The sequence below is a fragment of the Pseudomonas protegens genome (genome assembly GCF_013407925.2).
Taxonomy (GTDB): Bacteria; Pseudomonadota; Gammaproteobacteria; order Pseudomonadales; family Pseudomonadaceae; genus Aquipseudomonas; species Aquipseudomonas fluorescens_AP.
In genome coordinates, this window is sequence record NZ_CP060201.1 from 654,046 (window position 1) to 679,898 (window position 25,853).

Sequence of the window (25,853 nt, forward strand, 5' to 3'; positions counted from 1 at the left end):
CGACAGAGTGTCGGCCAACTCCGGCAATGTGCCCGGCTGGCGGACACCTTGCCGGGTGCTTTCCAGAACGGCCTATGCAAAGCTTTTCCCGAGGCCTGGGTGAAGAGCCCAACAACAATAATTAATGATTCTTCAAAGGTGCCATCCAATGCTAACCAGAACGCTCAAGGGTCTGTTTGCTGCATCCACCGTCGCGGCTGCGGCGCTCCTCTGTCCGGCAGCCGCTCAGGCGGATGACTTGCAATCGATCCAGCAATCCAAAGAGATTCGCATCGCCATGAGCGGGCAGTACTCGCCCTTCAGCTTTGCCAACGAGCAGAACCAGATCGTCGGCTTCGACGCCTCCATCAGCGAAGCCCTGGCCCAGCGGCTCGGGGTGAAAGTCAGCATTGTCACCACGCCCTTCGACGGGATCATCGCCGGGCTCCTGGCGAAAAAATACGATGCCATCATCGCCTCCATGACCATTACCCCGGAGCGCCAGAAGGCCGTGGATTTCGTCGGCCCCTACTACCACGCCGGCCGTACCATCGTGGTGAAGGAAGACTCGCCGATCCACAGCCTGGATGACCTGAAAGAGGTGAAGGTCGGCGTCACCCTGGGCGATGCCCACGACAAATGGGCCAGGGCGCGCGGCAACCTGGAGGTCAAGACCTACAAAGGCCTTCCCGAGATGCTGGTCGACCTGGATGCCGGGCGCCTCGATGCGCTGGTGATGGACAGCGTTCCGGTGCTGGTGGCCGTCAAGGAAACCGGGCAGAAAGTGCGCATCATCACCCCGCCCGACCGTGACGGCGGGGTTGAAGGCATGGGCATTGCGCTGCGCAAGAACAACCCCGAGCTCAAGGCCGCGATGCAGCAGGCGCTGAACGACATGCTCGCCGATGGCAGCTACGAAAAGATCTCGATGCAGTGGATCGGCAAGGACATTCGCTGACTCATCCGCAGCCTGGCTCGACCTGGGGTCGGGCCAGTCAATCCGACCTTTTCGAGCCTGCCCATGGATCTGACACTCATACAGCGCACCCTGCCGTTTTTTCTGGAGGCGGCCTGGGTCACGGTGCACGTTTCGCTGCTGGCACTGCTGCTGGGCCTGCTGGTTGCCGTCGTGCTGGTGGCAGCGCGGCTGTCCGGCTTCTTTCTGCTTCGCTGCCTGGCCAGGGTCTACGTCAGCGTTTTTCGCGGCACGCCGTGCCTGGTCCAGCTGTTCCTCATCTACTTTGGCGGCCCGCAGATCGGCCTTGAGCTGGAACCGTTTTCCGCCGGCGTCATCGGCCTGGGCCTGAACATTGCGGCCTACATGGCCGAATCCATTCGCGGCGCGATCAGCAACATCGATCCCGGCCAGGTCGAAGCCGCCCGCTCAATCGGTTTCGGCAAGGGCCAGACCCTGTGGCTGATCACCCTCCCGCAAACCGCCAAGCTGATGATCAGGCCACTGGGGGTCAATGCGGTGGCGCTGATCAAGGGCTCGGCCCTGGTGTCGACCATTTCCGTGGTGGAACTCTCCTACACGGCGCAACGCTTTATCAGCTCCACCTACAAGCCGTTCGAGATCTTCATGGTGTCGGCCATTTTGTACATCGCCATGGTCTACACGGTCAGGCTGATGGTTGATCTTCTCGATAAACGCTTCGCGGCCAAGTGAGACGCCTCCATGCCAAGCCTTGACCTGAGTATCGTGCCCCCCTATTCCGAGCTGCTAGCCACCGGACTCTGGTGGACCCTCGTGTTGTTTCTCTGCTCCAGTGTGCTGAGCCTGATCGCCGGAATAGCCTTTGCCCTGATCGTGCTCTACACCCCGAAACTGGTGTCCCTGCCCATACGTTTCCTGACCTGGCTGCTGATGGGCACGCCCCTGCTGCTGCAGCTGTACCTGATCTATTACGGCCTGGTGCAAGTGGGGATCGATATCCCGGCACTGGTGGCCGGCATCATCGGCCTGAGCCTGCATTTTGCGGTCTACAACGCCGACGTGATTCGGGCCGGGGTGCTGTCGGTCGACCCCGGGCAGCTTGAAGGCGCGCGCTCCATTGGCCTGAGCCGCAGCCAGGCCCAGCGCTACGTGATTGTGCCGCAGGCACTGCGCAATACCCTGGCGCCGCTGGGCAACAACCTGATTGTGCTGCTCAAGGACACCTCCCTGGTGTCGATCATCGGCATTGCCGAGCTGGTCTACAGCGCCCAGCGCGCCGTGAGCGAAACATACAGCCCGTTCGAATTCTATCTGGCCGTCGCGGTGATTTATTACGCGGTCAATCTTGTTCTGGAAGCCGGCCTGCACCTGCTTGAAACCAAGGTAGAGATGTCACGATGACCACAGAAAAGTTCATGGTTGAAGTCAAGGGCGCGCGCAAGGCGTATGGCGCCCTGGAAGTGCTCAAAGGCATCGATCTGTCTGTCTCGCGCGGACAGATCATCGCCATCATCGGCCCCAGCGGTTCGGGTAAAAGCACCCTGCTGCGGGCCATCAACCACCTGGAAGTGCTGAACGAGGGAGAGGTCTGGCTGGAAGGCGAACACGTCAACCGGCCGTTGAAAGGTCGCGCATTCGAACAGCACATCAACAGCGTGCGCCAGCAGATGGGCATGGTGTTCCAGCACTTCAACCTGTTCCCGCACCTGACCGTGCATGAAAACATCGCCCTCGGGCCGATCAAGCTCAAAGGGCTGAACAAAGCCGCCGCTGGCGAGCTGGCCATGGAGTACCTGTCGAAAGTCGGCCTGGCCAGCAAGTTCAATGAGTACCCTTCTCGCCTGTCCGGCGGGCAGAAGCAGCGCGTGGCCATTGCCCGGGCCCTGGCGATGCGCCCCAAGGTCATGCTGTTCGATGAGGCCACCTCGGCCCTGGACCCCGAGCTGGTGGAAGAGGTCAACCAGGTGATGAAGCAACTGGCCGCCGAGCACATGACCATGTTGATCGTCACCCATGAAATGCGCTTTGCCGGTGAAGTGGCGGACCGGATCGTCTTCATGGACGGTGGCGTGGTGGTCGAGGAAGGCGCGCCGCAGGAGATCCTGCAAAACCCGACGCACGAACGCACCCGGTCGTTCCTGAAAAAGCACCTGCACGCCTAGAACAATGGCGCCCGCGCTTGCCGAAGGTGCTGGTGCGCCAGGGGCAACGGCGCCGATTTAGACGCGGTGCTGTCTTGGACACGGTGCTGCCTGGACGCGGCCCCGCCCACCATCACTCATAGCTCAAGGTGAAGGTCAATGAAGCAGCCAGCTGCCCCTTGCCAATGCTGTGCTCGCTCAGGGCCTTGGGAAGCGCCTTGAGGTAGGCCAGAAAGGTGACCGACTGCTTGCCGTCCTGGCCGATGCGGCCAATGGAATGCGCGCGTCCCAGGGGCAAGGGCTGCGCCGCGGCATCCTCCAGGCCAATCACCAGGCCTTGCGGACTGCCGCTGTCGAGCGCGAGAAAGCCCGGTATCTGCTGACTTTCATTGCCGCTCAAGGTCGCCTTGACTTCGGTCCTGCTGGCGCTGGCATCACAGTCAATCAGGTTCAGGACAACCGCCTTGCTCGCGGTCCTGCCGTCGCGATAGAGCTCCTGCTGACTCACATCCTCGAAGTCCAGGGTCCGGGTTTCGGAGCCGGGCTCCAGGGTACAGGTCTGATCCATCAGCTGGCCGCTGAAAAAGACGTTGTCTGGCGCAGCCGCCGCCGTGCCAAAGCCCCCCACGAGCCAGGCACAACACAGGCACAGACAACCGTTGAGCAATCGCTTCATGACTTCCCCTAATACAGCTCGACCAGCAACAGCCCGGAAGCATTGAACTCGCTCAACGCAAGCTGCGCTCCGACCTTCTTCACCGGCACCGCTTCGAATGCCGGTGGTTTTTGCAGACTGTCGAGGCTGATCTGCCGAGGCTGGTTGAGCTCCAGTTCCCGCGCTCCCAGAAACAGCTTGATGGCCAAGCCACTGACCGAGGTGCGCAGCAACGCCGGGTTGAAATCCGCCGCTGAGCCCTTGAAGGTCAGGCGCATCTTCCAGATCGAGTTTTGCGCCACCAGCCCCGGACACTTGATCTGATAGGGGATCGGCTGACGATAGTGCTCGCCGTCGATCTTGCGCAGCAACACGTTGCCGAATGACACCCTGATCGGCGCGTCCTTGTCGCTGACCGTGCATTGCGGAGGGGCGATCAAGACGCCGGCGAAATCCATGTTCCCCGCCGCCCGCCCCACACTCGGCAGCCCCAGCCACAAGAGGCCGCAGAGCAGCACCAGGCACCCGGTTCTGCTGCGCCACAACCGGCTCATGAAAACGCCGGCCGCCAGCTCCCGGCCCATCCGAGGCGGCGCCGCAAGCCTTGCGCCCAGCCACTGCGCCTGCGCAGCGACCACCCCGAACGCGCCCTGTGGCGTCACGCCCGCCTCAGCTCGCATCGGCCACCGGCCTGGCCAGGCACTGCCCCGCCGTGCAGCGAAACTCCAGTTGCGGCCGCCCGCCGAAATCGTTGACATACGTCAGCACCGGCGCGTTGCCCAGGGTCCGGGCGCCGACACTCAACTCCTGGCGTCCCCAGGGCGCCAGCATCACCGGCTGAAAGTCTGCAACGGATGCCCCGCCCACGCGGACCTGGGCATCCACCAGGGTCACGTAATAGGCCGTCGGGTTATGCACCACGTAGCGCTCGCCCTCCCGGGACAGCGTCAGTTGCTCCTGCCAAGGCACCTGATTCTGTCCGCCGCCCCTGACGAGGGCCTCGGGACGGTAGAACAGCTTGATCCGCGTCTGCAGGGCAATCTGCAAGGCATTGGGCTTGTCGGTGCGCGGTGGAATCTCACGCAAGTTGAAGTAGAACAGCGACTCCCGGTCCTGGGGCAACTGCCCCACCTGCGCCAGCCTCTGGATCTTCACCTGACTGCGGGCGCCGGCTTCGAGCCGCTGCACCGGTGGCAGCACGGTCAAGGGGCCGCTGATCTTCTCCTCCTTGTCGTTTTCCAGCCAGGCCTGGGCCAGATACGGCAGCTGGGGATTCTGGTTGCTGATGCCCACGCTCACCGATTTCTCGCTGCCATTGAAGATGATTCGGGTACGGTCCAGGGCGATGGCGGCGTGCACCGACTCCAGAGCCAAGAGGCTCAGGCCGATGACAAGCAGGCTTTTTTTCAGGTCGAACCACGGCATGGAGGCCACTCCTTATTACTGATTGCTGGGGGGTTGGATTTCGCGGGCCGCAAGGGGCCGGCAGACAAATTGCGCTTGCGGGTCATCCGCGTTGACCTGCTCCGTCAGGGCGAAGTCGCATTGGGCCTTGCCGTCCCAATGCACCGACATCAGGTCACCCGCCCGCATGCCACTGAGGTACACCAGGCCCTCTTCGCCAATGATTCCGGTTTCCTGGCCCTGTGCGTTGAACACGCCGCTGCCGAAAGGCGGCGGGCTCGCGTCGGGCAGGAGGATGCGGACCATGCCCTTGCTCCCGGAAACAATGCCGAAACGCCGGTAGCCAATCGCGCCCTCGGTCAGGGTGGCCTGGGTCACCGAGCGCCCGGCTTCCACATCGTCGGCCAGTTGATCCAGGTTGATGCTCGCCTGATTGCGGTAGTAGCTGTTCATATCCGCCACCACCGCCTTGCCGAAGCGGTTGGAATAAGTGCTGGCGCCGTTGCCCTGCACCGGCACCCCGGCCACGCCATTGGTATCGAGCAGCAGGCGGGTGCCGCCCAGGGTGGTGATCCGGTGCAGCGCCGCCCCTTCGGCGGTCAGGGTCGCCCCGCCCTGCACTGCAAGACCGGCGGAACGATAGCGTCCGGCCTGATAACTGGCGCTGGCGGTGACATCGGCCAGGCTGCCCTCGTGGTTCAGGTAGCCACTGGCCGTGTTGCCCTCGCTGGCGGTGCCGGCGCTGAGCATGTAGCTGTTGCGCTCATCCGGACGGTCGTAATAGCTCAAGTTGTGACCGCTGCTGCCACGGTTGAGCGTGGCGTTGTAACTGAGCGAGCCGCTGTCGCCCCAGGGAAGGCTCAGGGAGACATAGGCCCCTTCATCGACCGCGCCATGGCTCTGGCTGCGATAGGCGGTCAGCGACAGGCCCAGGTTCTTCAGCCCGCCCAGGTTGAAATAACGGGACAGCGACAGGCTGTACCGGTCGCTCGGCGCGTTGTTCCAATAGGTCTGGTGGTTGTAGTTGAAGTACAGGCTCAGGTTCTGATCACGAAAATTCTTGCTCAGTGTCGCGGTGTACATTTCCTTGCTCTGATTGTTCAACCGGCCACTGCGACGGGCCTCGATAAAGTCGTTCATGGTCATGAAATCCTCTTCGGAGAAGCGATAACCGGCGAACGTCACCTGGCTGTCGTAATCCTCGAAGCGCTTCGAATAGCTGGCGCGATAGGACTTGCCCTGGCGCTGGCCGATTTGTGCCAGGCGGGCATTGGACTGAGTCACGTCAACCGCCAGGGCGCCGAAGGCCATCAGGTCACGGCCCACGCCCACGGCCAGCGAGCGATAGTCCCGCGCGCCCAGCGCTCCGCCGTACAGCGACCAGCCATTGCTCACGCCCCAGGAGAATTCGCCGCTGGCGAACTCCGGGCCATCGGGCTCGTGCTCCCAGTCCGAAGGCCGGCCGGCGGACACCTTGTAGCGCACCGTGCCCGGGCGGCTGAGGTAGGGAATGCTGGCCGTGTCCAGCTGGAATTCCTGAACGCTGCCGTCCTGCTCTTCGACGCGCACATCCAGCTTGCCGCTCACCGCATCGCTCAGGTCCTGGATGCGAAAGGGCCCCGCCGGCACTTGGGTGTCGTACAGAATGCGTCCCTGCTGGGTGACCAGCACCCGCGCGTTGGTCCGCGCGACGCCACTGACTTCCGGCGCATAGCCGCGCAGGTTGGGCGGCAGCATGTTGTCGCTGGTGGCCAGACTGGCACCGGTGTAGCGCACGCTGCCGAACAGGTTGGAGTCCAGATAGTTTTCTCCCAGGCTGAGGTGGGCGCGCAACGCCGGAATCGCCCGCGATGCGTAGTAGCGGCTCCAGGCGAATTGCCGCTGGCTAGGCTTGCCGGAGGTCTTGTGCACCTGCCCTTGCCAATCGGCCCGCAGGCGCCAGGCGCCGAGGTTGAAACCGGCGGTGCCGTTACCCGTCAACTGCTGGTCACTGGCCTGAGGGCCGGCGTAATCCGTGGTCTGGGCATTGAGGTTGTAGTCAAATAAAAATCCGCCAATGCCCTCGTCCCAGCGTGAAGGCGGGTCCCAGTTGCTTGCGGTGTATTCAAGGGCGTCCTGGGGAATGTTCAGGTACAAGGCCGAGGCGCCCAGGTCGCCACGCACCGTCATGCCCGGAATGCTGCTGATATCCAGGCAATTGCCCTGGTGCCACCAGGCAAGTTGATTGATCCGCTGTTTTTTCAGCCCCAACTCGGCCACCAGTGCCGGGGAGATGCAGGCCACACTGCCCTTGGGGTCATCCTCCGGGGCGATGTAGTCCACGGAAGTTTCCGGCAACGAGTCGCGGTTCACATGAACGACCAGGTTGTATTGCCCCGGCAAAATGAAGTTAGCCTTGGAAAACAAGCCGAGATCGAGATTTTGTTGATCCTTGAGATCAAGGATGTCCGTATTGAACTGAAACTCTTCGGCTGCACTAGCCAAGCTGGCCATAGACCACAACGTAGTGAAGAGCCATACCCGGTGTTGAACCACGTAATTAACTTCCCTTTACAACGACAACCACTTCTTTCGCCCGCTTCCCTTGGCCATAAAACAGCATCGATCGACCACTGTGCCCAACACTGTCAGGAACGCCATTGGATATGCCTGAAGGCAACATGCAAGTGTTGAGTACTGATTAACGAGAGTCATGTTCGAGCGCCATGGCAGTGCATGGTCTATAACGTCGAAACAATGAATATCCGAGAAGTCTGGCGGCGATCCCATTAAGACAAGATCGGCAGTGCGCCTGGAATACGCGAACTTGCGTATCCAGGCCGCACCTCATGCAAAGTTACTGATACGCCAGGGTAAAGTTGGCCACAGTATCAAAAGTACCCGCGACCACGGTGGCCGGCTTGGCCTCGCCGCCTTCGGTTTCGGGAGCCAGCATGTCGCCTTGCAGATAGGCCGTGAAGTTCAGCGCACTTTCACCGTCGGAAAGATTCTGCGGATCGGAGGACGAGCCGAGCTTGATCAGGGTGCCATTGCGATCGGCGATCGCCAGGCTCGCGCCCTTGGCAGTACCGCCCTGGAAGCCCAGCAGATCAGGGTTGGCCGCCGAAGGCGCGCCGGTGAAGGTCACGGTGGCACTTTTCAGCGAGCCCAGGTCGCAGCCGTTGAGCTTGATGGAGAACGGCTTCAGAGCGGACTTTCCACCATTTTTCAGCGCGCTGTTGGAGATCGAGTCGAACTCCACCACCTGCTCCAGGGAGCCACTGGAAATCGAGCAAGGAGAGTCGTTGATGTTGCCCTTGAAGTTGACCTTGCCACCGCCCTGGCCCGCCGCCATGGCCAAAACCGAAGTGCCACTGAGTATCACTGCTGCTACAGCTGCAGCCATTTTGCTGAATTTCATTTTAGAATCCCTACAAGTACACATTTGATATGTTGGCACCATGCATCACATGGATAGACCACAAGGCAAAATCCATGACATGCCACTAGCCGACCAAATCGCAGCCAACTAGCGAGTGTCGAGAGTTATTATATTTACCAACCAAGAGAATTAAGATAAGAAAGGTTCGATAAGCGCACAGGAAAATTCCGAGTCAACTTCTAGCTTGTCTTAATGCATCTACCTAGCGACTCAGGGCGCATAAAAAAAGCGCCCAGGCTAGTGTCAACCTGGGCGCCGCTTGAAAAATACTGCTTCAACCAGAAATTAATATTCGGTAAGGGTCAGAACGCCATATCCGGCATGAGTGCCAGTGGATATGGGCTTTGAAGTTTTCTGCACTAGCACCTCGATTTCGAGCAGTCCTTTAGTGGCCAGTCCATTGAGTGGTGTTTGCTGGAATGGCATAAGCGGGATATAAACGCCACTGCCTGAGCGAGCATAAAATGCCAGATCAATTCCCGGATTTGATGTAGCCAGCGCACCGCTCTTTTCCCCGGGACTGCCTATCAGACCAACAGACAATTTGGCCGGATCAAGTTGACCGGAGTCACAGCGAAGGGTCAATTTGCTACCCACGTTATAACCGTAGATAACATTGTTCACCGCAATACTCTGAACCTTGCGGCTATCAATCGGCTCTTTTATCTTCAGCGCCAGGAAATTTTGCCCATCGTTGAGATCACAGGTGGCAGGAACCGACAGAATGGTCGGTGATTTCAACGACAGCGTGTACAGCGGTTGAGGACTCCAGCGCCCCGGTTGGGAGTAGCGAAAGAACGAAAAAAGCTCGCTGGGGGGAAGGTACACCGCCCCGCTGAGCGCCTTTCGCCGAAGACGGAAGGTGACTTTGCCCTGGTTGCCCGCGTTTGCCCAGCGCAAGGGCGTGACACCATTATCGGAAGGCCCGGCGGTGGCGCCCGCATTGAATTTGTCCTTGAAGGGGACGAAGCTTTCCGGCGCACTATTGCCCGTTACGAATATTTTCATGTCGATGTCTTCGGTCAATCTGAAGAACTCATTGTCGACACGGGACAAGGTCTGACTCAGCTCGGCCCTGAAATAGCTGGCCCTCTGCTCGCCACTGTTGGAGTAGCACCAACCGTCGTAGTCACTGGGAATGGTCTGATAGGTCGTTTCATACAGCGCGCCCTTTTCATTGGAGGTAAAAGCGCCGTTCTTTATTTCAATACTCAGCTGATTGTTGCCCCAGCAGGCACCGTCCGGCGTTCCTGGGGGAACAGGCTCAGCACAGGCCTTGACCGAGAAAAATATTGCCGCAAGAGCCAGCCACGAGATTGGCAGGCACAGGCTTATCTTGCTTGTTGTATCCAGAGTGGAAATAGCCACAGGGAGTTTACTCCTGAGTGATAACGAGCACCGCGTTGGCAGTGAAGGCACCCGTTCGCAAAACGCTGCCGGGCTTGGCATCCAGCACAGCCTCCAGCGTGGGTACAGAGGCGTAGTTCACCGAGAACTCGCTGTTGACGGGCTGTTGCTTGCCATTCACCAGAAAGCGCACGCCGAGGTTGCTGGTACTGGTCTGCAACACTTCAGCATTGAAGCCGGGGGAGCCGACAAACTTCAGTTTGAGTGCGGGTGACTGGGAGGGATTGTTGCAACTGATCTGATAAGCAATCTTCCTGGCGCCCTCGCGCCCATTGATCTCATCAATCTTGACCTCGGCAAAATCTATCTTTGTTTGAAGCACATTCACGCTGCAATTGGCAGGATCGAACACTTCAAAGTTCACATACACATACAGCCCACCCGGAGTGGCGGCCTCTAGGTTTCCCACCATCAAGACAGTGCACAGGCCACACAGCACACGCCCAATCAGGTTTATCCGTCTCATGAGCGGACACTGTTCTGTATGACGGTGCACACGCCATCCAGGCAGTCGAAGCTCAATTGCCCACGCCCGCCAAAATCATTGATATAGACCAATGTCGGCCGCTGGAGGCCCGGAGCGAACTGGCCCTCAAGGCGACGCTCACTGTAAGGCGGAATTTCCATGGGCTTGAAGTCCGTGACAGGCGCTACGCCGGACTCATCACCGAAGGCCTCGATGAGGGTCACATGGTAGGGAGTGGCATTGTTCAGCTGAAAGCCTCCGCTTTGTTCTTTGCACAAGGTCAAGGCCGACAGCCAGGGACTGGTGAGGCCGACCGTGAGCGGACGTATTCTTTGTGGCCGGTAAATGACTTTTATCCGCCGTTGCAGAGCGATCTGGATGACCTCCTTGTCTTCGCCGCGCGGGGGAACCTCACGCACATTCAGATAGAACAGTGTTTCCCGATCCTGGGGCAGATCAGCCACCTGCGGCAGCACCTGGATGTTCAACTGGTTGTCCTGCCGGGCCTCCAGGCGCTGGATCGGCGGCAAGGCCACCACGGGCGCGCGTTCAGGCTTTTGCCCTTGAGCATCCTCGATCCAGGACTGGGCAAGATAAGCGCTATGGGGGGAACGGTTATGCACCATGACCACGGCACGTGTCTTGGGCGCCTGGATGATGATTCGCGAACTACCAAGGGCCAGCGCCGCCATCGCTTGCGCGTTAAAGAAAGCCAACAGCAAAGCAACGAGAGTGGTGGGTTTAATCATGATCAAAGTTGCGGTCCAGACATTTAAATACCGGCAAAGTCTATTCAATAGACAAGACCTTTATCATTGCGAAACTTCCTACATAACGACGGAAAGTCTCTGCAATAACTTGGTAACTTGCCTGAGCAGGATGCACAGATACCTGCAATTCAAACTGCGCTGCCGAGTATGAATATTGCCGCTTTGGCCTCTTTCAGATAATCAGCCCATGGCGCTTGGCGAACTCTGCCAGGCCAACTTGCGAGCCCAGCCCGAGTTTCTGTAACAAGCGGGCCTTGTAGGTGCTGACGGTCTTGTTGCTGAGAAACAGCTTCTCGCTGATGGCCTTGTTGGAATAACCCTGAGCCAGATACTGCAGCACGATCATTTCCCGATCGGTCAGCGAGCCAATCAGCTCGGTCTCGGACAACTGCTCGGCAGCCGGCCTGGACACATCGGTGACCTGGGAAGGATAAAAGGTGTAGCCGGCCAGCACCGCATTCAGCGCCACCACCAGATTGCTCAGGTCTTCTTCCTTGTTGACGAAGCCTCTAGCGCCAAGCTGGATGCAGCGCTTGCAAAAGCTCTCGACGGACTGTGAAGTCAGCACCAGAACCTCGGTGGGCAAGCCCAGTGCCTTGATCCGGGACAGCACCTTGAGGCCATCGAGTTTGGGAATGCCGATATCGAGAATCACCACATTCGGAACATGCTCGCGTACCAGCTCTAGCGCATCCAGCCCGTTATCGGTTTCGCCCACCACCTGCATATCGTGCTTTTCCAGCAGAACCTTCACCGCCAGTCGGACGACGGGATGATCATCCACTATTAATACGCTGTGCATAATGTCATTTCACCTTGTAACTTGCCGCCGGGTAGCAACTGCCGGGCTGCAAATTCCCCGGAATTGCCCCTGGTTACAAGTGGTTATTGACGAACATTGGAAAATTCAGATGCTCTGATTTTTCAGTAGGAAATTTCCTACAAGGCATGAAGATCACTCTAATAGACCCGCATCAAATGGCTTAAGCAAGATATCCGTCGGATAAACGAGACGAGCCTGCAATGCAACAGCTGAACGTTCTAGTTGTGGAAGATGAGCCCCTGCAACGCCTGGTCACCATCACTGCGTTAAGGAAGGTCATACCCGGCCAGGTTCATGAAGCCATCAGCGGCAGTCAGGCATTGGCGCTGTTGGAAAGTTGTGAAGCCATGGACATTGCCATCTGCGATCTGAAAATGCCCGGCATGGATGGCCTGGCCTTTCTGCGTCACGCCAGCCACAGCGGCAAACTGCGCGCGGTCATCCTCTGCAGCCAGATTGATCTGGCGCTGCGCAACACCACCGTGTCCATGATCAAGCGCCTGGGCCTGCATTTTCTTGGAAGCCTGAGCAAACCCTTCAACCTGGAACGCCTGACCACCTTGCTGAACCGCTACCAGCCCTTGCGCCATGACCTGGGCAGCCCGCTCCCGCGCATTGCCCTGCCCACCCTGAGCGATGTGGTGCGTGGTCTGGACAATGGAGAGTTCGAGCCTTACTACCAACCCAAGGTGGCGCTCGATACCGCGGCACTGCAAGGCGCCGAAACCCTGGCGCGCTGGAACCACCCCCAACTGGGCGTGCTGCCACCCTCGCACTTCCTGACCATCATGGAAGACCACAACCTGCTGGATCGACTGTTCTGGCAGTTGTTCGATCAAGGCCTGGCCCTGCGGCGCAAACTGGCGAGAAAGGACCTTGCGCTGAACTTTTCCTTCAACCTGCACCCTGCGCAACTGGCCTCGCCGACGCTGACCGAGTCCGTCACCTCCTTGTTGACGCTGTTCCAGGTGCCTTCAAGTTGCATCACCTTTGAAATCACCGAAACCTGTGTGCTGGGCGCGTCTGCCTGCAACCTGGAAAACCTGGTGCGTCTGCGCCTGATGGGCTGCGGCCTGGCCATGGACGATTTCGGCGCCGGCTTCGCCTCCTTGCAACGCCTATGCGAACTGCCGTTCAACCAGATCAAGCTGGACGGCAACTTCGTGCGCAAGATGAAACATCACCCCGCCAGCCGCGCCATCATCCGCTACACCTTGGCCCTGGGTGACGCCCTGGGAATGAAAGTGATCATCGAAGGCGTGGAAACCCATGAACAGCAGGAGCAACTCTTGCAGTTGGGTGGCGCGCTTGCCCAGGGTTTTCTATTTGCCCGCCCCATGCCGGAAAGTCACTTCATCGCCTATTGCAGCAAGCACTCAAGTTCCCCGTTGACGCCTTAAATTGATAGGCCAAGGCCAGCGGCTACAGCTACTATTTTCACCCTGTACTTGCGGGGCTTTCGACGCAACCAAGCCTCCCCCCATTGCCTGAAGAAACCATGCCCCTACGACTTATCTGGCTATTTATCTGCTCGCTGACCATCGCGGCTCAGACGGCTGCGGCCCAAGCGCCCCTAATGCCCAATACTCTGTACAGCCCGGTGCGCCTCGATCACCACGACCTGATACTTGAACAAGAGGACTGGCACTGGCTACGGCACAAGTCGGAGTTGAAAATCGGCGTGGTCGCCGAAGAGTCGCCCCCCTTCAATGTCGACTACAACGACAGTCGCTACGAAGGCATTACCGCGGACGTCAGTTCATTGATCGGGCAGATGCTCGGAGTCGGCATGAAGGTGGTTCCCTTCGCCTCTCGAGAACAAGCCCTACAGGCGTTGCAGGACGCCTCGATCGACTTGATGGGCAGCTACGACAGCCCCGGGCCAGCCAGTGATGGCGTCAGGTTCACCCGCCCGTTCGCCGATGGGCGGCTGGCCTTGTTCAAGCGCAACGCCGAACAGCGCCAGTCCCCGGCAAACCTGGCCGGGCTGCGGGTTGCCGTGGCCAAGGAACACAGCAGCGAAGCCCAGTCGCGCTTTCCCCGGGCCCGCTTGATGATCTACCCCACCCACAACGAAGCCCTCGCCGCCGCGGCATTTGGTCATGCCGACATGTACCTGGACGATGTACTGAGCGCCTACTTCCAGATCAATCGCTCTTACTACGGCTTCCTCAAGTTCGAGCGCTTCGTTGACCTGACCACGGGTGGCTATGGCTATGCGATCAACAAGGACAACGACCGTCTTCAGCGCATCCTTGACCGAAGCATCGAGGCCATTGGCAAGGAAAAACTGAGCAATCTGAGCCAGCGCTGGGTCGGCAGCGGTTTCGTCCCCACCGGCGAAAAGGTTGTGTTGACGCCAGAAGAATCACGCTGGATCGATCGTCACCCGGTGATCCGCCTGATCATCAACGATGACCTGGCACCCGTGGCGTTCTTCGACGCCAACGGGGTGTTCTCGGGGGTTGCCGCCGAACTGCTGGAGATCATCTCGCAGCGCACCGGCCTGCATTTCCAGGTGACCGTGCGTAACGGCGGCTATCCGCAGCAGATTGAAGCCATGAGCGACTTCGAGGCGGACATGGCCATCATGACCGCCAGTCCGCAGCGCGAGGACAAGCTACGTTTCACCCGGCCCTTCTTGACCAGCCCTTTTGTCCTGGTCACACCCAGTGGCAGCAAGGACAAGGGGCTGACCGCCGAAGACCTGGCAGGCAAGCGTCTTGCCATTCCGTCAGGTCACGTGACCTTGCAACACGTCCGCGAGCTTTATCCGAGCACGCAACTGATCGAGGCCGGCACCTCCCTGGATGCCATGAACAAGGTCTATGACGGCAGCGCCGATGCCGCCCTGGTGTCGTTGCCGGCCGCTCGCTACTACATTGTCCGCCTGTTTCAAAATCGCCTGAACATCGCCGACCTGATCCACACCAGCCGGGCAACCGCCAGCTTTGCCCTGCGGCGCAGCGACTCGGAGCTGCAGTCGATTCTCGACAAGGCCCTGCTCAGCCTCCCGGCGGACGACCTGAACGCCATCGCCAACCACTGGCGCTCGCCACCGGGCATGAGTGGCGAAACCTGGCGCGACTATGCGCTGCTGATCGCCGAAATCATCGCCGCCGCGACGCTGCTGCTGGTGCTGACACTGGCCTGGGCCCTCTATCTGCGACGGCGGATCAAGGCCGAGAAAACCCTGAACGACCAATTGCGCTTCATCGAGGCCCTGGCCGAAAACATGCCTCCGGTTCTCTACATTCGGGACATGGACGGCAACATGCTCTCGTGCAACCGCAGCTACCTGCAGAGTGTCGGCCTGCGCGCCGACCAGGTCCTGCACAAATCCGTGCAACAGCTGCCCGAGGAACATTTCTCGGCCCAACCCGACCTGCATCACAGCTACCTGCAAGCCATGCGCGAGGGGCAGACCATCAGTTCGGTGTACAAGGTCAGGTTGCAGGGCAAGGAGGTCTGGATCGATCACTGGATCCAGCCCTTCCAGGACGACAATGGCGTCACCAAAGGCGTGATCTGCGGCTGGCTGGACATCACCAAGCACCGCCATCTGGTCCAGGAGTTGAAAGAGGCGAAGAACCTGGCCGACCAGGCCAGTCGCACCAAGACCACGTTCCTGGCCACCATGAGTCATGAGATCCGCACGCCGATGAACGCGATCATCGGCATTCTGGAACTGGCGCTCAAACGCGCCGACAGCGACCGGATCGAGCGTTCCAGCATCGAGATTGCCTACAGCTCGGCCAAGAGCCTGCTGGACCTGATCGGCGATATCCTCGACATCGCCCGCATCGAGTCAGGACGCCTGAGCCTTTCGCCCAAGCGCGCCAACCTGCGCGAACTGGTGGAATCCATCGCCCGTGTGTTCGAAGGCCTGGCACGCCAGAAATGCCTGAGCTTCATCCTCGATATCGACTCGCGCATCAATTGCGATGTGCTGGTAGACGGCATGCGCTTCAAGCAGATTCTGTCCAACCTGATAAGCAACGCCATCAAGTTCACCGAAGCTGGCTTCATCAAAGTGAGCATCACTGGCGATCTGCTGGAGAACTCGCTGCTGCACGTCAAACTGCGCGTCGAAGACTCAGGAATAGGCATATCGCCCAGCAACCAGCAGCGCCTGTTCCAACCTTTTGCCCAGGTCGAACGCAATGTGCTCAATACCGAAGGCACCGGCCTGGGACTGGTGATCTGTCGCTCCCTGTGCGAAATGATGGGCGGCACTGTGTCGATGAGCAGCACCCTGGGCCAGGGCACCCTGGTGGAGGTGGACCTGCGCCTTCAAGTGCTGGAGCGCCTGGCCGCCGCAGAACCGCCACCCAGCATCAAGCAGCGGCAGATGTACCGCTTGCAGATTCTGGTGGTGGACGATCATCCGGTGAACCGTCAGGTCCTGGGACAGCAACTGGCGTTTCTCGGGCACGACGTAGTCGAAGCGCAACATGGCCAAGAGGCACTGAAGATCTGGCGCGAGCATGCCCTGGACCTGATCATCACCGACTGCCACATGCCGGTCATGAACGGTGCCGAACTGGCGCGCTCAATTCGCCAGGAAGAACGCGACAGCCACGACGAACCGATCGTGATCATCGGCCTGACCGCCGACGCCCAACCAGAGGAAGTGGAGCGTTGCATCCAGGCCGGAATGAATGACTGCCTGATCAAGCCCATCAGCCTGGATGAACTGGAAGCGCGCCTGTTGGCCCTGGGTCAGGTCGAGGAAGAAGAACGCGCGCCCCTGCCGCCCGAAGAACGCGTCAGCAGCCAATCCCCACAGGTATTCGACCTGGAGTCCCTGCATACCCTGGTGGGCAGCGAGCCGACCATGCTGCAGCACATCCTCAGTGAACTGCTCAGCAACAATCGCACCGACCTGCAGACCCTGGAGACACTGCTCCGGGAGCAAGCGACAGCGGAACTTGCCGAGTTGGCGCATCGCATCAAGGGGGCTGCGCGAGTCGTCAAGGGCGAGCAACTGGTGGAGAGCTGCCGGCAATTGGAAGACGCCTGCCTGGGCCCGGAGCTGAACATGCTCCTGGTGAGCGAATGTGTCGAACAGGTTAAGCAGGCCATCCTGAGCCTTGAACAGCACCTGATTGAGCAGTACGAAGGGCCAGCACCCCTTGACGGGGGATAGCGTGGCGCAGGCCCAGGGTGCGGGCTAGGGGTGCAGGCTAGGGGTTGTTCCGCCGCTGCAGCTCAAGTTGCTCGGCGGCGCTGGCTTCGAGCTTTGCACGCTCTTGATCCAGGTAGCGATAAATACCCTGGAAGTTGGCGATCTTCTGCTTGATCTGGGCCATCTTCTTTTCAATGAGCTTGGCGCCCTCGGCACAGTCGATCTGCTGGTTGCGCTGCGCCTCCAGAATTTCGCCTATTTCCCCCAGGGAAAACCCCATGCTTTGCGCGCGCTGGATAAAGTCCAGATCCTGCAGGGTTTGCGCGGTGTAAACGCGATAGTTGTTGGTTCGCCGCTGCGGAGAGATCAGGCCGATTTGCTCGTAGTAACGCAGCGTATGGCGGCTGGCGCCACTGCGGGCCTCGATTTCACCGATTTTCATGAAAACACCGCTTGACTGTAGAGTTGGGTCGACAGTTTACGCTTGATTTCTCACCGTCAACAAGGAACAGGGAAATGAGCGTGGAGTGTTTTGTCACCGGGGGTACCGGCTTCATCGGTCAACATTTGCTGGCGCACCTGAGTGCGAAAGGCCACACCGTCCGGGTATTGATGCGTCGTCCCGAGCGACTCGCGGCACTGCGCGAGCAAGTCGAGCATTTGGGCGGCTGGGGCACCCGGGTATTGGCCGTGGCCGGCGATCTGGAACGGGACAACCTCGGGCTGAGTCCTGACGACCGAGCAGCGCTGAGGCACGCCGGCGTCGTCTTCCACCTGGGCGCCCACTTCGCTTGGGGGCTTTCCCTGGCGCAGTCGCGCGCGGTGAACGTTGCAGGAGCCCAGCGCGTGGCGCTGCTGGCGGCTGAGCAAAACAGCCGGCTAGTGATGATCGGCGGCTACATGCTGAAAAACCACGAGCACCTGCAACGCATCGGCATCGATCCTCGTCATCCGCAGCGGACCGATTGGCCTACGGTCTACCGGCAGGTCGGTGGTTACGAGGCGAGCAAGCTGGAAGCGCATTTTGCGACCCTGGAGACCATGTCCGCCAAGGGTGGCGAGCTGACCGTTGTCCACCCGGCGACGGTGTGTGGCCACAGCCGCACCGGGCATATCCTCGACGGCCAGCCCCTGGTGGCGCTGATACGCAACCTGGTGCAGGGAAAGCTGACGGCCGTGCCCGGCACCGCCCAGCACTGGCTGCCACTGGTCACCGTGGATTACCTGGTTGAGCTGATGGCGGCCTGTGCCTTTGACCCGGCCATGGCCGGCCAGGAACTGCTGGCGCTGGATGCGCAAACGCCCAACTTGCGAGAACTGTTGGCACAGGTGGCCCAACCCTTGGGCTTGAAGTCGCCCAGGCATCACGTTTCGCTTCGCCTGCTGAAGTGGCTGCTGAGCATTCCTCCCGTCGCGCGATTGATGAATACCCAACCCGAAGCCTTGGACTTTATCCAGACCACGCGTTTTGATACCGCGGCCGTCGAGCAATTTGCCAACAGGCACGCAATCGCCAAACCGGATATACGCCAGTCTCTGCGGCACACTGCAACCTTCGTCAACGCTCATTGCATGGCCAAGCGCTAGCCGCCGACGGCTCCCCTCGGGGCGACACAACGCTTAGCCCCGATGGCAGGAACTGTGCGCAGGCAAGTGATGTAGAGCGGTATCCTAACGAACAACAATTCAGCGACAGGGATCGTCATCCATGCCATCCACGTTCAGCAAATGAGCTATTCTCGGCCCCTGATTGCTTTGGCGATCGGTGTTTTATGTCGTGTTTTAAGCAACTGAGCGCGCCACGCTGTCCTCAGCCGTTCTTAAGTGAACACTTGCGGCCTGAAGCAACTTTCCGCGGATAGGCATCAACACCCAGAGCAATCAGCAAGCCCCCAAAAAATTCAGCAGCGACGCCTGCTAGACTCCGCCCCCCCCGAACCCGCCTGAAGATGACCACAGGCACTGACCGCCCCATTGAAAGGACTCTGCCATGAACAAGCTGACCTACGGCCTTTTTGCCTCGACACTGGCCCTGTCTATCGACGTTGCCCACGCCGCTTCCGTGGCCCAAGTCTTCACCGGCGAGATGCTGGGCACCAATCAGCGTTACTTTGAATCCGTCGCCGGAATCCCTCGGGAATCCTTCGGCGATGAGCACAAGTTCAAAGTCCAGGGCTGCGATATCACCGCCACCATAGAGGGCGGCACAGTCAGCAAACTGCGCATGGAGCTGACGCCCAAATGCCAGGCCGACCTGACCCAGTTCGTCGGCAGCTTCGCCCCCGCCCCAGGCAAACCCCTCACCGTCGGCGCCTTCAACGCATCGTCCGGTGGCGGCCTGAGCTACAGCGCCAGTTGCCTGAGCATGTGCGGCAACGCCGCCGACCCTTCCGTCTATGCCCACTGGGAAGGCCCTCGCGCCATAGGTTTCAGAGAGGTGCTGCTGGAGGTGGTGCTGGCCTCGGATCCTGCGCTCAACGCCGCCAACCAGTGGGAAGCGCAGATGCGCAAAGCCGAGGGCGAAGACTACGTGATGGAGACACGCTTCAACTGCGACCAGAAATACGACGCCGCCGCGCAGAAGGCCTTTGAGAAAGTGCAGGTCAACGCGGTGACCATCGGCACGGAACTCAAGGCTTCCGGCTGCTGACCGTCAGCACGAGAAACCACACAGCAGCCGGACGTGGATAACGACCGGCTGCGACACTGCCGTCTCCACTCTCAACCCACGCCCCCCCAAAAAATACGCCCAAAGGATGGAGATGAAATTCTGGCCCCGCCACGCAGGCACGCGCCGGCCATGGTACCTAAAGCTGCTCTGGATACCGCTGCTGTTTGGGCTGGTCACCCATTGGGACTTCGCATTGCCAAGGGTGACTGTTCACTACTCCCAAGCCGGCCGGGATGAGCTCAGGTACATCTGGAATGTCCAGGATCGGATTGATAAAGGAGGAATGCTTCCTGGAGGCGGCGCAACCGATCATGGCGTGCTCTTCCCGGACGACGAGTTCTTTATGGAGTTTTCCTGGTGGAGCAAGAACACCGGACGCAATCATTGCATCAGCATCACCCCGCAATGGCCCAACACCCATATCTACCTGAACGCCGACGGCGACATCGACAGGCGAGAAAAGAGCGGAACCGATGGGCACCGGTTGGCGGAGTGTCGCTGGGATCGGGCCAAGCCTTAGGTCGATATCACGGGCGCAACGGTAACGGCAGCCTGTGTGACCGGTAACCATGGTTTTTTGCCCGGCGATGCCCCGTCATCTGTTTGCGGTGGCGGGTTGATCTGCCAAGTGGCCAGGCACCTGAGAAGGCGAATGCCCTGCCTCCGCTGTTGGCTGTTTCTCAGTCGAGACGCTCGATGGCGCTTGCAAGATTGACGCGGGCTTGCTGTTCGAATGCATCGAAGTACGGTTCGGTCGTATAGATGCGCCCGCGTGCCAGGAAGCCCTCCAGGACCTGGCGCCGCTTTCGGCGGTACACAAACAGCGGCACATGTCGGTACTCGCGACGGACTTGGCGGTCGTAAGCTTCAAACCGTGCGGCCGATGCCCCAAGGATCGCCAGATCCGTGTCCACCAGCACGGCCTCGTCTGCCGACGCTGGAGCGCCGTCGTGTCGCGTCACCATGATCAGGCCGTAAAGCCTGCGTCGGATTTCATCGCCCAGGCCGCTATCGCGTGCCACCTCGTCCAGCCATTGCGCACTGCGCAGCTCGTTGTCGCTGCGAAGGGGGTCGTAGATGGCGTCATGAAACCAAAGTGCGAGGTCGACTTCGGCGGGGGCCTGGCAGGCTGCGTTGATCAGTCGGCGCACCTGGAGGCATTCCTGCAAATGCTGGCAGTTGTGATACGCACGATGGGGCTCGCGGTAGCGTCGCAGGAGCTCTTCGTAGGTTGCTCGCGGCGGGCAGCCGGCGCCAAGCTCCGCCCAGAGGCGAGCCCAGGCGGCGAAGTCCACACCATCAGGCACCTCGGCGGCGCTGTGCGCGCCGGTCGGAAAGAGGCTGTGTCCTTCTGGCGTTCCCTTCATCGCTCCTCTTCCCCATCAATGTAACGCTCGACCCAAGCGAACAACGTCGGTGCGGCGAAGGCCGTCGGCAGCAGTGGCCGCGCCGTGGTGGACAGCGTGAACGCCCCCTGGATAAAGCAGGTAATGCCCGCCACCAGGGCGTCGAGCCCTCGGACGCGGCGTCCGCGTTCGGCGAATCGCTGCCGGAGCAGGCCCTTGAGGAGCTTCATTTGCGCCGCTAGCACGGCCTGATAGACCTCGCGCACCTCTGGGTCGTGGGCCGACTGCTCGCCGATCATCACCCACGCCGCCACCGCATCGGGCTGCGCGTCCGAACCGTAGGCCAGGTGTGCTGCAATATAGGCCTGAAGCCTTTGCTCGGCGGTCTGGGCCTCAGCGGCGCGGGCCTCGTAACGCTGACGGGCGTAGTCGGCCAGTGAGTCGACCAGTGCCACCAAGATCTCGCGCTTGTCCTTGAAGTGGTAGTGCACAAGCCCAGGGGCCAGCTCCGCATGCCGGGCGATGGCCGCTATGGTTGCGCCAGCGTAGCCGGCCTTGGCCATGACGGCCTGGAGTGCCGCCACGATCTGGCCGCGTCTTTCATCAGTGTTCGAGCGCCGTGCCATGTCACCTTTCCAATGTTGGTTGCGCGACCAGCTTAGCATTGACATCGACCCTGCCACACCCTAGTTTTCCAAATATTGGTTATCAGACCAACTTTGGAGATTGCGATGAATTCCTTCGCTGAAAAACTGTTGGCGGGGGCCACTGCTCCGTCGGCCTCGGTCGAACTACCGCTGGGTGACCGGGTGCGCTGTGTCCTGGTCCACGGGTTTCTTTCGGCCAGCGAGTGCGAAGCGTTGATACAAGCCACGGAGCAGTGTGGGTTCGCCAGCGCTGGGTCTGACTACCCGTCTTCCTACCGCGATAATGACCGGATCGTGGCAGACGACCCAGCTCTGGCCGAGCGACTCTTCGAACGCTTGAAGCACTGCGCCTCGCGGATGCCGAGGCTCGGAACGGTGATCGATGAGGACGGCTGGCGTCTGGTCGGCATCAATGAGCGGCTGCGCTTCTGCCGCTACCGGCCCGGCACCCAGTTCCGTGCCCACCAGGATGGTGTACACCACCGCCAGCACCAACAGTCACGCCTGACCTTCATGATTTATCTTAACGACGATGCATTCAGCGGCGGAGAGACGCTGTTCTTCGAGGGACGGTCCGCCGCCATGTCGAACCGGAATGCGACGCTCAGGCTGCGCCCGCGTAAGGGCAGCCTGATCGTATTCGACCACACCCTCTGGCACGCCGGCGCCTTAGTGGACACTGGCCAAAAATACGTCATGCGCAGTGACCTGATGTACGAGCCACAGCAGTCCTTGCACGTCGCCGGCCCCTTCCAGCCGGGCCACCGCGGCTACGTATGGGCGCTTGCCGACCTTGGCGACCGGGGCTTGGCAAGCGCCGGGCGTGACGCAACCATCCGGCTATGGAATCGCGAGGGCCGCTGCCTGGGTCAGCTTGACGGACATACACAGTCCATTCTGGGTCTGGTGGACGTGGCGCCTGGCGAGCTTGTTTCTCACTCGCGGGACCGCACGATTCGGCATTGGTCCTTGGCGACCGGCAAGTCAAGGTTGGTCGGCACATCGGATTCGGCCGTCCTGTCCTCGGCAAGGTTAGGCGCTGGCCGCTTCGTGACCGGGGCTGTGACGGTCGCCTGACCGTCTGGAACCTGGCCACAGGTGCCGCGGACAGGCGTCAGGCCCACGCCTGCTGGATCTGGGCGATCGCGCCTACGGGCGACGGTGGTTTCGCCAGCGCATCGGAGGACGGAACCGTCAGGCTGTGGCAATCCGAGGAGCGGGACTGCGTACAAGTGCTCGATCTGGGCCGCCCCCTGAGGACGCTGGCAAGCTGGATCGACGCTGATGGCAGCGTCACCTTGGCCGCTGGTGATCTTGACGGCGCGGTGCACCTGCTAGCGACCGAACCGAGGCTGGCGCTCCTGGATTGCCTGGCCGCTCATGACGGGCCGGTCCGGCGCGTGCGCTTCGAGGCGCGACACATACTGCTGACCTGCGGCGAGGACGGACTCGTCAGACGCTGGGACCTGCCCTCACGGCAGGGGGCGATCATCGGCTCACACGACAACTTTGCAACCGATGTGCTCCCCACCCGCGCCGGTCGCTGGATCAGCTGTGGGTATGACGGCCGGATATTGGTGCATGGCGACAAGGGTTAGGACGCCCTACTCCTGCCCCTCAATACCCGCTCTGCGCCTTTGGCCAACAGGTCGCGGGTATGATCCGCGTCCGCAGCCGCCTGCTGGAGGCGGTGTGTTTGAGCACAGGAAGTCCCATGAAAAGAATGCTGTTCGGTGTGTGTCTGCTGTCACTGGCCGGTTGTGTCAGCTCGTCCGACACCCGCTCCCCCTGCGCCACCCAAAACTAGATGAAATGCCATCAACCACTCACTTAACCCAGCCCATGTATTGACCGACAGACCACAGCAAAAGAAGAACCCCCAATAGAACTGCACCTGCTCGGTACCAGACCACCAGCTTCCTTCTAAGGCGTCGGGGAAAATTATTGATATCTTCGATGCTTGCGCCCCCATCACGTATGTACATCGCAGGCCAGGCAATCACTCCAACAACACTCCCCATTAGAAACAGCCTCCCCGCTGGCCCGGCGCGCTTGAGCGACGCTCTATTCATGATTGCGGGGCAGTTTTTAAGTCGCTCAAGCATCTCATCCATATCGGTATATGCGATATACAAACCAACTCCGAGCCAGCTCGCTGCGCATTCAAATAATGTATTTCTTTATTATTTTCATACCTGCAACCAAAACGCACATCATTACAAGCAGCCCTATCACACACCATTGCAATACAGCCAACTTCCGTTTAAGCCGAACAGGGAAATTATTTAAATCCTCGACACTAACTCCGCCATGCTTAAGGTATACCCCTGGAAAAGTAATCACCCCCGATATACCACCTATAAGTAACAACTTACCCCAAGGCCCGCCATGCCTGAGAGGGGCACGATTCATAACCGCAGAGCAGTTTTTTAGAAGCTCCAGTATTTCATCCATGCGTGTGTATGCCAGATGCAGACACACGCCTATCCAGATAACCATCCCGATCAGGACTATGGCGAAGCCAATGACGAATGTGTAATAGGTCACCTCAATCCAATTCATCTGCTGCTCTCATAAATCACTTCCCCCAGCACTTCTCCACCCTTCCCAGCAATCATGCCTGCGGTGTAAGAACCGGTACCCACTACTATAAGACCGCAAGCGAAAGTAGCGCCCCCACCAGTAGGTACACCTATAGCCACACATAGAGCTCCGGCGGAGGCACCGGACAGAAAAGAACCGGCCGCCGCGCCACCAATCACAGAGCCGAGAAAACTGCCTCCCTCTGTCAATCTCACCCGTTCACAAGCCTCAACATTGCCCGCCGTACACACCTCCTGAACCTTCAGATACGAAGCGCCCCCACCCAACCCGACACCCAGCCAGCCCAAGCGCTTTACATACTGAGACGCCTTTGCCACGCCTTGCATATTCGTCGCATACCCCGGTATCTGCCCCGGTGCGCCAGCCAGTTTCCAGTGATGCACCAGACTGCGACTGGAAATCCCCAGCGCCGTTTTCAACTTGGGATGCTCGGGAAAACCGATCCCCTTGCGGGTAAAGGCAGTCAGCCGAGTATCCAATTGCGCCAGCAACCTTTTGCGCTCGGCAAAAAACTCGGCAGAACGCAAATGCCCATGCTGCTGAAAAGTACGCTGATGCAAGCTCTCGATATCCCGCAGCGAGGCTTTCACATCCTCCAGGTTCTTGGCGAAGATCGCGGCGCCGACGCCCAGCGCGGTCGATCCCTGGGAGGCAAAGGACTCCAGCAGATCACGATGGCGCGCCAGGAAACTGGCCTCTTCATCGCTCATGGGCTCAAGTGCCGCGTTGACCTTCTCCGCCGCCTCCATCAGCCAGGCCTCCTCACGGGTGCACTGGACGTTGGCCGGATCACTGAGAACGATCAATTGCCCCGGCTTGGCGTAGTCGCTGAGTTGCGGGTTGAGGCGGCGAAACTTCTCCAGCACCGCGCTATCGGGCCTGGCGAAGAGTATGGACTCCAGTGCCGAGCGGGACATGGGCTGCTCGACGATATGAAACCCCGGCTCGACGCCCTCCTGCAGGGCCGCCGTGGAGGCAGCCAACGGGCTGACCAGCGCATTGGCCGCCTGGGCTTTTTCCGTCAGAGCCGGATCGGCCAGCAGCGTGGCCATGCGCGACTCATCCACCGAGCCATCGGCGCGGATGGCGCCCAGCGTGGCGAAGTTGACGATGGCGGCGCCGTCGGCGGGCGCGAAAAGCGAGCCGCCGAAGGTATCGCCAGAGCCGCTGACGATGCTGCCACCGTGACTGGTGAGACTGCCCACATGGGCCAGGGGCCGGCCATTGACCAGCACAGAAGGAAATCCTGTGGTAATCACCGCGCCGCAGCCACAGACATCACCGACCCGGGCCGCGCCCATGCCGTTGATGATGACGTTGCTGGAAGCGGTAACGATGGGCGTAGTGCCGTGCCCCGGCAGCGGGCAGACATGGCTGTCGCCCAGGCGAGAGGAAGCGATCATTTGGCATCCTGCGCTATGAGTGAAAAAGCCTCCCGTCCGGGAGACAGGAAA

25 protein-coding genes are annotated in these 25,853 nt (G+C 60.2%); 11 read left to right on the forward strand and 14 right to left on the reverse strand.

Annotation, left to right across the window (positions count from 1 at the left end; translation table 11 throughout):
• Positions 1–148 precede the first annotated feature (148 nt).
• The 4 genes from GGI48_RS03010 (at position 149) to GGI48_RS03025 (ending at position 3,078) form a co-directional block, all read left to right on the forward strand.
• Positions 149–937, forward strand: coding sequence for an ABC transporter substrate-binding protein (locus GGI48_RS03010; RefSeq protein ID WP_179596902.1), 789 nt, complete (start codon positions 149–151; stop codon positions 935–937).
• A gap of 63 nt (positions 938–1,000) precedes the next feature.
• On the forward strand, positions 1,001–1,648 hold the full coding sequence (locus GGI48_RS03015) for an amino acid ABC transporter permease (RefSeq protein WP_047303593.1): 648 nt from the start codon (positions 1,001–1,003) through the stop codon (positions 1,646–1,648).
• 9 nt (positions 1,649–1,657) lie between these two features.
• Positions 1,658–2,317 (forward strand): amino acid ABC transporter permease, encoded by a 660-nt coding sequence (locus GGI48_RS03020; protein ID WP_179596904.1) that lies wholly within the window; start codon positions 1,658–1,660, stop codon positions 2,315–2,317.
• On the forward strand, positions 2,314–3,078 hold the full coding sequence (locus GGI48_RS03025; protein WP_016964488.1) for an amino acid ABC transporter ATP-binding protein: 765 nt from the start codon (positions 2,314–2,316) through the stop codon (positions 3,076–3,078). Before GGI48_RS03020 ends, GGI48_RS03025 begins: the two co-directional genes overlap by 4 nt.
• Before the next feature lie 112 nt (positions 3,079–3,190).
• Here GGI48_RS03025 and GGI48_RS03030 read toward each other — a convergent pair whose 3' ends face one another.
• The 9 genes from GGI48_RS03030 to GGI48_RS03070 all read right to left on the reverse strand — a co-directional run bounded on the left by GGI48_RS03030 (position 3,191) and on the right by GGI48_RS03070 (position 11,982).
• Positions 3,191–3,733, reverse strand: coding sequence for a fimbrial protein (locus GGI48_RS03030; RefSeq protein WP_179596906.1), 543 nt, complete (start codon positions 3,731–3,733; stop codon positions 3,191–3,193).
• A gap of 8 nt (positions 3,734–3,741) precedes the next feature.
• Entirely contained in the window at positions 3,742–4,470 is a 729-nt protein-coding gene (locus tag GGI48_RS03035; protein ID WP_080963048.1) for a fimbrial protein, read from the reverse strand.
• Positions 4,382–5,137 (reverse strand): fimbria/pilus periplasmic chaperone, encoded by a 756-nt coding sequence (locus tag GGI48_RS03040; protein WP_047303586.1) that lies wholly within the window; start codon positions 5,135–5,137, stop codon positions 4,382–4,384. The genes GGI48_RS03035 and GGI48_RS03040 overlap by 89 nt, the downstream gene beginning before the upstream one ends.
• Before the next feature lie 15 nt (positions 5,138–5,152).
• Positions 5,153–7,651, reverse strand: a complete 2,499-nt coding sequence (locus GGI48_RS03045) for an outer membrane usher protein (protein ID WP_409565339.1) — start codon at positions 7,649–7,651, stop codon at positions 5,153–5,155.
• Between the two features lie 301 nt (positions 7,652–7,952).
• Positions 7,953–8,516 (reverse strand): fimbrial protein, encoded by a 564-nt coding sequence (locus GGI48_RS03050; protein WP_042940615.1) that lies wholly within the window; start codon positions 8,514–8,516, stop codon positions 7,953–7,955.
• 306 nt (positions 8,517–8,822) lie between these two features.
• Positions 8,823–9,905, reverse strand: a complete 1,083-nt coding sequence (locus GGI48_RS03055) for a hypothetical protein (protein WP_179596908.1) — start codon at positions 9,903–9,905, stop codon at positions 8,823–8,825.
• Positions 9,906–9,912: 7 nt separating this feature from the next.
• A complete protein-coding gene (locus tag GGI48_RS03060; RefSeq protein ID WP_103740124.1) occupies positions 9,913–10,410 on the reverse strand; it encodes a fimbrial protein in 498 nt (165 codons plus the stop codon).
• Positions 10,407–11,159, reverse strand: a complete 753-nt coding sequence (locus GGI48_RS03065) for a molecular chaperone (protein WP_183757214.1) — start codon at positions 11,157–11,159, stop codon at positions 10,407–10,409. The genes GGI48_RS03060 and GGI48_RS03065 overlap by 4 nt, the downstream gene beginning before the upstream one ends.
• A 193-nt stretch (positions 11,160–11,352) precedes the next feature.
• Positions 11,353–11,982: a response regulator transcription factor gene (locus GGI48_RS03070; protein ID WP_016963277.1), complete on the reverse strand. Its 630-nt coding sequence runs from the start codon at positions 11,980–11,982 to the stop codon at positions 11,353–11,355.
• A gap of 221 nt (positions 11,983–12,203) precedes the next feature.
• Between GGI48_RS03070 and GGI48_RS03075 the strand changes: the two genes are divergently transcribed.
• Together GGI48_RS03075 and GGI48_RS03080 are read left to right on the forward strand one after the other, a co-directional pair.
• On the forward strand, positions 12,204–13,403 hold the full coding sequence (locus tag GGI48_RS03075) for an EAL domain-containing protein (protein ID WP_047303581.1): 1,200 nt from the start codon (positions 12,204–12,206) through the stop codon (positions 13,401–13,403).
• Positions 13,404–13,501: 98 nt separating this feature from the next.
• Complete coding sequence (locus GGI48_RS03080; RefSeq protein WP_179596912.1) at positions 13,502–17,152, forward strand: transporter substrate-binding domain-containing protein; 3,651 nt, start codon at positions 13,502–13,504, stop codon at positions 17,150–17,152.
• A 37-nt stretch (positions 17,153–17,189) separates the two neighbouring features.
• Here the strand turns inward: GGI48_RS03080 and GGI48_RS03085 are convergent, their stop codons facing one another.
• Positions 17,190–17,573, reverse strand: a complete 384-nt coding sequence (locus tag GGI48_RS03085; protein ID WP_016963274.1) for a MerR family transcriptional regulator — start codon at positions 17,571–17,573, stop codon at positions 17,190–17,192.
• 74 nt (positions 17,574–17,647) lie between these two features.
• Between GGI48_RS03085 and GGI48_RS03090 the strand changes: the two genes are divergently transcribed.
• From GGI48_RS03090 to GGI48_RS03100, 3 genes are all read left to right on the forward strand, one after another.
• Complete coding sequence (locus tag GGI48_RS03090; protein WP_179601898.1) at positions 17,648–18,718, forward strand: SDR family oxidoreductase; 1,071 nt, start codon at positions 17,648–17,650, stop codon at positions 18,716–18,718.
• 403 nt (positions 18,719–19,121) lie between these two features.
• Positions 19,122–19,781 (forward strand): hypothetical protein, encoded by a 660-nt coding sequence (locus GGI48_RS03095; RefSeq protein WP_016963272.1) that lies wholly within the window; start codon positions 19,122–19,124, stop codon positions 19,779–19,781.
• A 112-nt stretch (positions 19,782–19,893) separates the two neighbouring features.
• On the forward strand, positions 19,894–20,322 hold the full coding sequence (locus tag GGI48_RS03100; RefSeq protein WP_260620610.1) for a hypothetical protein: 429 nt from the start codon (positions 19,894–19,896) through the stop codon (positions 20,320–20,322).
• A gap of 160 nt (positions 20,323–20,482) precedes the next feature.
• Here the strand turns inward: GGI48_RS03100 and GGI48_RS03105 are convergent, their stop codons facing one another.
• Entirely contained in the window at positions 20,483–21,169 is a 687-nt protein-coding gene (locus GGI48_RS03105; RefSeq protein ID WP_179596914.1) for a hypothetical protein, read from the reverse strand.
• A complete protein-coding gene (locus GGI48_RS03110; RefSeq protein ID WP_179596915.1) occupies positions 21,166–21,774 on the reverse strand; it encodes a TetR family transcriptional regulator in 609 nt (202 codons plus the stop codon). Before GGI48_RS03110 ends, GGI48_RS03105 begins: the two co-directional genes overlap by 4 nt.
• 105 nt (positions 21,775–21,879) lie before the next feature.
• Here GGI48_RS03110 and GGI48_RS03115 point away from each other — a divergent pair, with 105 nt between their 5' ends.
• Together GGI48_RS03115 and GGI48_RS31090 are read left to right on the forward strand one after the other, a co-directional pair.
• Positions 21,880–22,872: a 2OG-Fe(II) oxygenase gene (locus tag GGI48_RS03115; RefSeq protein WP_260620611.1), complete on the forward strand. Its 993-nt coding sequence runs from the start codon at positions 21,880–21,882 to the stop codon at positions 22,870–22,872.
• Between the two features lie 155 nt (positions 22,873–23,027).
• A complete protein-coding gene (locus tag GGI48_RS31090) occupies positions 23,028–23,393 on the forward strand; it encodes a hypothetical protein (protein WP_260620691.1) in 366 nt (121 codons plus the stop codon).
• A 565-nt stretch (positions 23,394–23,958) separates the two neighbouring features.
• On the opposite strand, the gene GGI48_RS03120 is transcribed toward GGI48_RS31090, so the two are convergent.
• Together GGI48_RS03120 and GGI48_RS03125 are read right to left on the reverse strand one after the other, a co-directional pair.
• Positions 23,959–24,357 carry a hypothetical protein gene (locus tag GGI48_RS03120; protein ID WP_047303568.1) on the reverse strand — a complete coding sequence of 133 codons (399 nt, stop codon included), beginning with the start codon at positions 24,355–24,357 and terminating at the stop codon, positions 23,959–23,961.
• The gene (locus GGI48_RS03125; protein WP_179596917.1) at positions 24,354–25,802 is read right to left on the reverse strand and encodes a PAAR domain-containing protein; all 1,449 of its coding nucleotides are present in this window, start codon (positions 25,800–25,802) and stop codon (positions 24,354–24,356) included. The genes GGI48_RS03120 and GGI48_RS03125 overlap by 4 nt, the downstream gene beginning before the upstream one ends.
• Between the last annotated feature and the right edge of the window lie 51 nt (positions 25,803–25,853).

Excerpts from the sequence above, each read along its gene's own strand:
- GGI48_RS03010 (WP_179596902.1), top strand. The coding sequence starts at position 149 with ATGCTAACCAGAACGCTCAAGGGTCTGTTTGCTGCATCCACCGTCGCG.
- GGI48_RS03015 (WP_047303593.1), top strand. The coding sequence starts at position 1,001 with ATGGATCTGACACTCATACAGCGCACCCTGCCGTTTTTTCTGGAGGCG.
- GGI48_RS03020 (WP_179596904.1), top strand. The coding sequence starts at position 1,658 with ATGCCAAGCCTTGACCTGAGTATCGTGCCCCCCTATTCCGAGCTGCTA.
- GGI48_RS03025 (WP_016964488.1), top strand. The coding sequence starts at position 2,314 with ATGACCACAGAAAAGTTCATGGTTGAAGTCAAGGGCGCGCGCAAGGCG.
- GGI48_RS03030 (WP_179596906.1), bottom strand. The coding sequence starts at position 3,733 with ATGAAGCGATTGCTCAACGGTTGTCTGTGCCTGTGTTGTGCCTGGCTC.
- GGI48_RS03035 (WP_080963048.1), bottom strand. The coding sequence starts at position 4,470 with ATGTCAACGATTTCGGCGGGCGGCCGCAACTGGAGTTTCGCTGCACGG.
- GGI48_RS03040 (WP_047303586.1), bottom strand. The coding sequence starts at position 5,137 with ATGCCGTGGTTCGACCTGAAAAAAAGCCTGCTTGTCATCGGCCTGAGC.
- GGI48_RS03050 (WP_042940615.1), bottom strand. The coding sequence starts at position 8,516 with ATGAAATTCAGCAAAATGGCTGCAGCTGTAGCAGCAGTGATACTCAGT.
- GGI48_RS03060 (WP_103740124.1), bottom strand. The coding sequence starts at position 10,410 with ATGAGACGGATAAACCTGATTGGGCGTGTGCTGTGTGGCCTGTGCACT.
- GGI48_RS03065 (WP_183757214.1), bottom strand. The coding sequence starts at position 11,159 with ATGATTAAACCCACCACTCTCGTTGCTTTGCTGTTGGCTTTCTTTAAC.
- GGI48_RS03070 (WP_016963277.1), bottom strand. The coding sequence starts at position 11,982 with ATGCACAGCGTATTAATAGTGGATGATCATCCCGTCGTCCGACTGGCG.
- GGI48_RS03075 (WP_047303581.1), top strand. The coding sequence starts at position 12,204 with ATGCAACAGCTGAACGTTCTAGTTGTGGAAGATGAGCCCCTGCAACGC.
- GGI48_RS03080 (WP_179596912.1), top strand. The coding sequence starts at position 13,502 with ATGCCCCTACGACTTATCTGGCTATTTATCTGCTCGCTGACCATCGCG.
- GGI48_RS03085 (WP_016963274.1), bottom strand. The coding sequence starts at position 17,573 with ATGAAAATCGGTGAAATCGAGGCCCGCAGTGGCGCCAGCCGCCATACG.
- GGI48_RS03090 (WP_179601898.1), top strand. The coding sequence starts at position 17,648 with ATGAGCGTGGAGTGTTTTGTCACCGGGGGTACCGGCTTCATCGGTCAA.
- GGI48_RS03095 (WP_016963272.1), top strand. The coding sequence starts at position 19,122 with ATGAACAAGCTGACCTACGGCCTTTTTGCCTCGACACTGGCCCTGTCT.
- GGI48_RS03100 (WP_260620610.1), top strand. The coding sequence starts at position 19,894 with ATGAAATTCTGGCCCCGCCACGCAGGCACGCGCCGGCCATGGTACCTA.
- GGI48_RS03105 (WP_179596914.1), bottom strand. The coding sequence starts at position 21,169 with ATGAAGGGAACGCCAGAAGGACACAGCCTCTTTCCGACCGGCGCGCAC.
- GGI48_RS03110 (WP_179596915.1), bottom strand. The coding sequence starts at position 21,774 with ATGGCACGGCGCTCGAACACTGATGAAAGACGCGGCCAGATCGTGGCG.
- GGI48_RS03115 (WP_260620611.1), top strand. The coding sequence starts at position 21,880 with ATGAATTCCTTCGCTGAAAAACTGTTGGCGGGGGCCACTGCTCCGTCG.
- GGI48_RS03120 (WP_047303568.1), bottom strand. The coding sequence starts at position 24,357 with ATGAATTGGATTGAGGTGACCTATTACACATTCGTCATTGGCTTCGCC.
- GGI48_RS03125 (WP_179596917.1), bottom strand. The coding sequence starts at position 25,802 with ATGATCGCTTCCTCTCGCCTGGGCGACAGCCATGTCTGCCCGCTGCCG.